7 protein-coding genes and 1 tRNA gene are annotated in these 5,326 nt (G+C 68.6%); 4 read left to right on the top strand and 4 right to left on the bottom strand.

Annotated elements, in window-relative coordinates:
- Both Q0116_RS00675 and Q0116_RS00670 read right to left on the bottom strand, forming a co-directional pair.
- A partial coding sequence (locus tag Q0116_RS00675) for an NAD(P)-dependent oxidoreductase (RefSeq protein ID WP_297884541.1) occupies positions 1 to 818 on the bottom strand: 818 nt, incomplete at its 3' end.
- 88 nt (positions 819 to 906) lie between these two features.
- Entirely contained in the window at positions 907 to 1,101 is a 195-nt protein-coding gene (locus Q0116_RS00670; protein WP_297884539.1) for a heavy-metal-associated domain-containing protein, read from the bottom strand.
- A gap of 117 nt (positions 1,102 to 1,218) precedes the next feature.
- On the opposite strand from Q0116_RS00670, the gene Q0116_RS00665 reads away from it, so the two are divergent.
- Both Q0116_RS00665 and Q0116_RS00660 read left to right on the top strand, forming a co-directional pair.
- Entirely contained in the window at positions 1,219 to 1,809 is a 591-nt protein-coding gene (locus Q0116_RS00665; protein WP_297884537.1) for an AsnC family transcriptional regulator, read from the top strand.
- A 69-nt stretch (positions 1,810 to 1,878) separates the two neighbouring features.
- A tRNA-Gln gene (locus tag Q0116_RS00660) sits at positions 1,879 to 1,989 on the top strand.
- A gap of 71 nt (positions 1,990 to 2,060) precedes the next feature.
- Here Q0116_RS00660 and Q0116_RS00655 read toward each other — a convergent pair.
- Positions 2,061 to 2,486 carry a low molecular weight phosphatase family protein gene (locus Q0116_RS00655; RefSeq protein WP_297884535.1) on the bottom strand — a complete coding sequence of 142 codons (426 nt, stop codon included), beginning with the start codon at positions 2,484 to 2,486 and terminating at the stop codon, positions 2,061 to 2,063.
- An 82-nt stretch (positions 2,487 to 2,568) separates the two neighbouring features.
- Entirely contained in the window at positions 2,569 to 3,204 is a 636-nt protein-coding gene (locus Q0116_RS00650; protein WP_297884534.1) for a hypothetical protein, read from the bottom strand.
- A 136-nt stretch (positions 3,205 to 3,340) separates the two neighbouring features.
- Here Q0116_RS00650 and Q0116_RS00645 point away from each other — a divergent pair, with 136 nt between their 5' ends.
- Both Q0116_RS00645 and Q0116_RS00640 read left to right on the top strand, forming a co-directional pair.
- Positions 3,341 to 4,555, top strand: a complete 1,215-nt coding sequence (locus Q0116_RS00645) for a transposase (RefSeq protein WP_297884532.1) — start codon at positions 3,341 to 3,343, stop codon at positions 4,553 to 4,555.
- A 160-nt stretch (positions 4,556 to 4,715) separates the two neighbouring features.
- Entirely contained in the window at positions 4,716 to 5,204 is a 489-nt protein-coding gene (locus Q0116_RS00640) for a hypothetical protein (RefSeq protein ID WP_297884531.1), read from the top strand.
- The last annotated feature ends 122 nt before the right edge of the window (positions 5,205 to 5,326 follow it).

The raw sequence follows: 5,326 nt of genomic DNA, 5'->3' as shown, positions 1-5,326 counted from the left end.
GCCTTCGAGCAGTCGAACACCGACTCGTCGCCGTCGAGGTCGCACTCGGCCGGGAGCTCGCCCCGGACCGCCTCGATCGTCGCCGCCGTGTCGCGGCCGAGGAAGTTCTCCGCGGCGACGATCAACACCGCCTCGTGGCCCTCGATCGCGGTCTCGGGGTCGATCGCGGCCTCGACCGCGGCGACCGCGTCGCGCACGTCGACGTACGACCAGCAGTTGCCGCTCGGGGCCGCCGTCGCGGGGTCGAACGTCTCGCGCGCCTCGCGGCGTCGCTCGTCGCCCGGGTAGGTGACCCACGAGAGGCGCAGCGAGACGGCGGCGACGCCGTGTCGGCGGGCGGCCGCGGCGGCGACCTCCTCGCCGACGACCTTCGAGAGGCCGTACGGGTCCTCGGGCTCTGTCGGCGTCGCCTCGTCGATCGGGAGCCGGTCGGGGAGCCAGTCCTCGTCCGCGAAGACGGTGCCGTAGAGGCTCTCGCTCGACGCCCAGACGATCCGCGCGCCCGCGGCCCCGGCGGCGTCGAAGACGTTGTACGCGCTCTCGACGTTGTTCGCGAACACCCGCGAGCCGGCGTGGTCCTCCGGGTGCGGGATCGCGGCGAGGTGGACGACCGCGTCGGGCGCGGCCGCGTCGACGACCTGTCGCGTCTCGCCGTAGTCGGTGAGGTCCGCGGCCCTGTAGTCGACGTCGGTGCGGCGCTCGTCGCTCGGCGGCGCTTCGCGGTCGACCGCGACCACCTCGCGGCCCGCGTCGGCGAGCGCGTCGACGGTCCACGCGCCGACGCCGCCGGCGCTCCCGGTGACGAGTACGGTGTCCATGTCCCGGCGAGCGCGCTCGGGCGAAAAAAGTCGGCGATTCGGGGCGCGTGGGGCGACTCACACCGCGCGTCGCGGCTCCGGCCGGCCCCTACGCGGACGCCGCGTAGCCGGCGTCCTCGATGGCGGCCACGACCGCGTCCACGTCGACGTCGCCCTCGACGGTCGCGGTGCCCGCCTCGTGGTCCGCGCTCGCGGACTCGACGCCCGGCAGCTCGCCGAGCGCGTCGGTCACGTTGTCCTCACAGCCCGTACACGACATGCCGTCGACGTCTATCGTCGTCATGGGCGGCCGTTGACGCCGCCGACACAACTGCCTTTCCGTCCCCCGCGCGGACGACCGCTTTCCGCGACCGCCCGACCTCCCGGACGGCTTTTGCCCGCGTCGGCCGAAGACTCGGCCATGCGCACCCTCGACGAGACGGACCGAGAGATCATCAGGCTGCTGCTGGCCGACGCCAGGCGGCCGTACAGCGACATCGCCGAGCGCGTGGACCTCTCCGCGCCCGCGGTGTCGGACCGGGTCGACCGCCTCCGCGAGGTGGGCGTCATCCAGGGTTTCACGCTCCGGATCGACGGCGACGCCCTCTCCGACGGACTGCGGGTCCTCGTGACCCTCGCCGTTCCGCCCGCGGAGGCCGAGCGCGTCCACGGGGCGGTCGCGGACCACGAGCGCGTCGAGCACGCGTTCCTCACCGCCGACGGCGAGGTGACGGTCGTCGCGCGCGTCGAGGCGGGGACCGCCCGCGACCTCGTCGACGACGCGGTCGGGTTGGACGCCGTGAACGAGCTGTCGGTGCGGCCGCTCGACGCCCACGAGTGGTCGCCCGCGGTCGGCGACGCGGACCTCGCGGTCGAGTGCGTCGAGTGCGGCAACACCGTCACCGCCGAGGGGGAGTCGGCCCGGATCGACGGGACGCTGTACCACTTCTGTTGTGACTCCTGTCGGGAGAACTTCGAGGAGCGGTTCGACCGGATCGAGGAGGGCGCGTAGCCGGGGGACGGGGCCGCTCTCGTCGCGGAGAGTAACCTACTTGAGTGCCCGTCGGTTAGCCGAATATGGAGTCCCGTGGTGTAGTGGCCAATCATAATGGCCTTTGGAGGGAATTCGACCGAAATCTGGTCGGATACCCGAAGTTAGCCATTGACGGCGGTTCGAATCCGCCCGGGACTATTCTCCGAACGGAGTGAGGACTATCTCTACTGCGAGAGCAACACAGCCACAGCGTCTCCGTCTCGGGTCGACTACCCTTCCGCGAAGAACTCGTCGAAGAGGTCACGCACGCGCCCCTCGATCTCGTCGCGGATCTCGCGGACGCGCTCGACGTCCTGCCCGTGCGGGTCATCGAGCGCCCAATCACGCCCCTCGACGCCGTCCCCGAGCGTGAGCGTCGAACACCCCATCGTGGCGACGACGTCGCAGGCGTCGAGTTCGGCGGTCGAGACCTCTCGGGGGACGCGGTCGCCGACGTCGACGTCGACCTCTCGCATGACCTCGACCACCTCGGGGTGGACCTCGTCGGCCGGACGCGTCCCGCCGGTCACGATCTCCACCCGGTCGCCGAGGCCGCGCTCGCGGCGCTCGCGCTCGGCGAACGCGGCCGACATCTGGCTGCGACCGGCGTTCTGGACGCAGACGAACCCGAACGTCACGACGTCGTCGTCGCTCATACGTGGGGGCCTCGCCGCGCCTCATTAACCGTTCCTAAGAGTGCTATATAGCCGTCCGTACTCGCCGCCGGGTGATTCGGCGTCACTCCAGCACGACGGCGAAGCCCCACTCCGTCGACGACTCCGGTTCGGCGTCGGCGGACACGACCGAGATCGTCGTCTCGAACCGGTGCTCGCCCACCGGGAGACAGGCGTCCCCGCCGACGGTCGCGTACAGGTCCACGAGCCGCTCGCTCGACGCGCCGGGGTCGAGCGCGAACGTCCGGTACTCCTCCGTGACGACGACGGCGTCGGTGAGCCGCCAGCAGTCGGGCTCGGCCGGGTACCCGCCGTCGCCCGGCAGGAGCCGGAGCGCCCCGCTCTCGTCGGCGACGTGCTCGAAGTGGGCCGCGCGGCCCTCGCCGATCCGGACTCGCTCGTCGCCCTCGTTCGTCAGCGTCGTGCGGAGCCGCGGCGGGTGGTCGGTCGTCGCGGCCTCCCGGACGACCTCGACCGCCGGCCGGACCGAGAGGTCCGGCACACCGTCGGTGGCGACGACGGAGATTCCCGGGCCGCCGGTCCCCTCGGGCCGCGTTCCGCCCGCGTCGGTGCCGTTGCCGCCGTCGCCGCCGGGGCCGTCACCGTCCGAGCCCGTCGACGTACAGCCGGCGAGCGCGACCAGTCCGCCCGCGCTCGCGCCGCCGAGCCCGCTGAGGTAGCGCCGTCGCGTCCGTGTCATAACTATTTGAGACGGGAACCCACGGCTTTAGCCTTTGGAGGAAGCTGGCGTGGTGTGTGACAGCCACTGAGAAGCGACAGTCTGGCTCCTCCACGACATCATATTGTTTATAAATGTAAACCTATTATCATGAAGTATGGCGGAAGTGCGTCGCACGGTCGTCGTCAAACTCGATGTGGACGACAGCGACGCCACTCTCCTCCACGAAACTGTCGAGGAGTATCTGTGGGCGTGTAACTACGTCGTCCGCAATGCCTGGCAGGACGACTACAAGCCGACATCCAAGAACAAACTCCACGACCGGACGTACTCCGACGTGCGCGAACAGACGCGTCTCCAAGCGAATCTCGTTCAATCCGCACGCAACCGCGCTGCCGAAGCCATCAAAGGCGTTATCTCCCGGTGGAAAAAAGGAAAGAAAGCGTCGCAACCGCACTTTACGACACCCTCCGTCCGGTACGACAAACGGAGTGCGACGTTCCACGTTGACCGCGTGTCTCTTTCCACGGTAAACGGACGTATCGAGGCCGAGTACGTCCTCCCGCCGGAAGGTGAAAACCCACAGACGACGTATCTCCGCAACGACGAGTACGAGATCACAGGTGCGACGCTTCAGTACCGCGACGCAACGGACACGTTTTTCCTCCACATCGGGACAAAGACCGACGTGGAGTCAGAGATACCGGACGAAGGCGACGCCGAGAACAGCACAGTCCTCGGCGTGGACCTCGGTATCGAACAGATCGCCGTCACGTCGACCGGGATGTTCTGGAGCGGCGGCTACCTCACCCATCGCCGCCGAGAGTACGAGCGTGTGCGTGCCGGGCTTCAACGGACGGGCACGGAGTCAGCGCATCAAACGATCGAACAAATAGGTGACCGCGAGACGCGGTGGGTAGCGGACTACCTCCACCGTATCTCGAAAGCCATCGTCCAAGAAGCCGTCGCGCACGGATGTGACTGGATCGCATTCGAGGAGTTGACGGACATCCGCGACCGGATGCCGGGAGCAAAGAAGTTCCATATGTGGGCGTTCCGCCAGTTGTACGACTACGTGGCGTACAAGGCCGAAGCAGAAGGTATCGAAGCTACGCAGGTAGACCCGGCGTACACGTCCAAGCGGTGTTCGAAATGCGGGACGACGCTGGACGAGAACCGGCAGTCGCAAGCGAAGTTCTGTTGCCAGAAGTGTGGGTACGAGATCAACGCAGACTACAACGCGGCGAAGAACATCGGATTTCGGCTACTCCGTGCGGGGCAAAAGTCTCCGCACGGAGGGGCGACACGTCACCTCGCCCTGAAGTCGGGGACGCTGAACGTGAATGGCGGCTACTCGCCTGCCACCCAGTAGGGTCGGCCAGAACGGGAGTCCACCGACAAGCCCACCGCTTTACTTTAGCGGGGGGTTGGTGACAGGTCCGACAGCACCGGCGCGCGTATAGCCTTGTTGCCGGGGCGCTCCCCCGCGTATCGTGTGTGTCATTTTTTACCATGCGCGTCGTGGACGGGGTATGGACATCAGCCAGTACCGCGAGGCGGTCGCCGCGAACCGGCGCGCACACGGCTTCGAGGCGGTCGACGAGCGGACGGACGAGTTCGAAGACCTGTGGATGGCCCGGCAGACGGACGAGTCGGTCGGCGCGGTCGTGGCGCTGGCGACGCTCGTCGACGCCGAAGGGTACGACGCGGCGGCGCTCCGCGACACCGCGGCGGCGTTCCGCGACGTCCTCGCCGGCAGCGTCGACGCCGAACCCGGACGCGCCGACGGCGGTGCGTCCCCGACCCCGATCGGGTACGTGACGTTCGCGGCTCCCGACCCCGACGCCTCGCTGCTCGAGGCGATGGCCGGCTTCACCGTCGCCAAGCGCCGGACGAACGTGTTCCCGCTCGTGTACGACACCGCGGCGGAGCGGCTCCACCGACACGAGGTACCGCGGCTGAAGGGGCGCGGTATCTACCGCCGGCAGGCCGAGGACGCCGAGCGCCTCTTCGACGTGTGAGTATTCGACCGCGGATCGGGCGTGAACGACCACAAAGCCCCGGTTGACCCCTCGATTCCCGCCCGACCGCGACCGCACAGCACCTCACACCTCCCCGGCCTCGTCGCTCACTGCTCGCGGTT

It is taken from the genome of uncultured Halorubrum sp. (genome assembly GCF_937146585.1).
GTDB classification, from domain to species: domain Archaea; phylum Halobacteriota; class Halobacteria; order Halobacteriales; family Haloferacaceae; genus Halorubrum; species Halorubrum miltondacostae.
The sequence above is the reverse complement of the archived record's forward strand: the minus strand, read 5'-3'. Positions and strand labels throughout refer to the sequence as shown.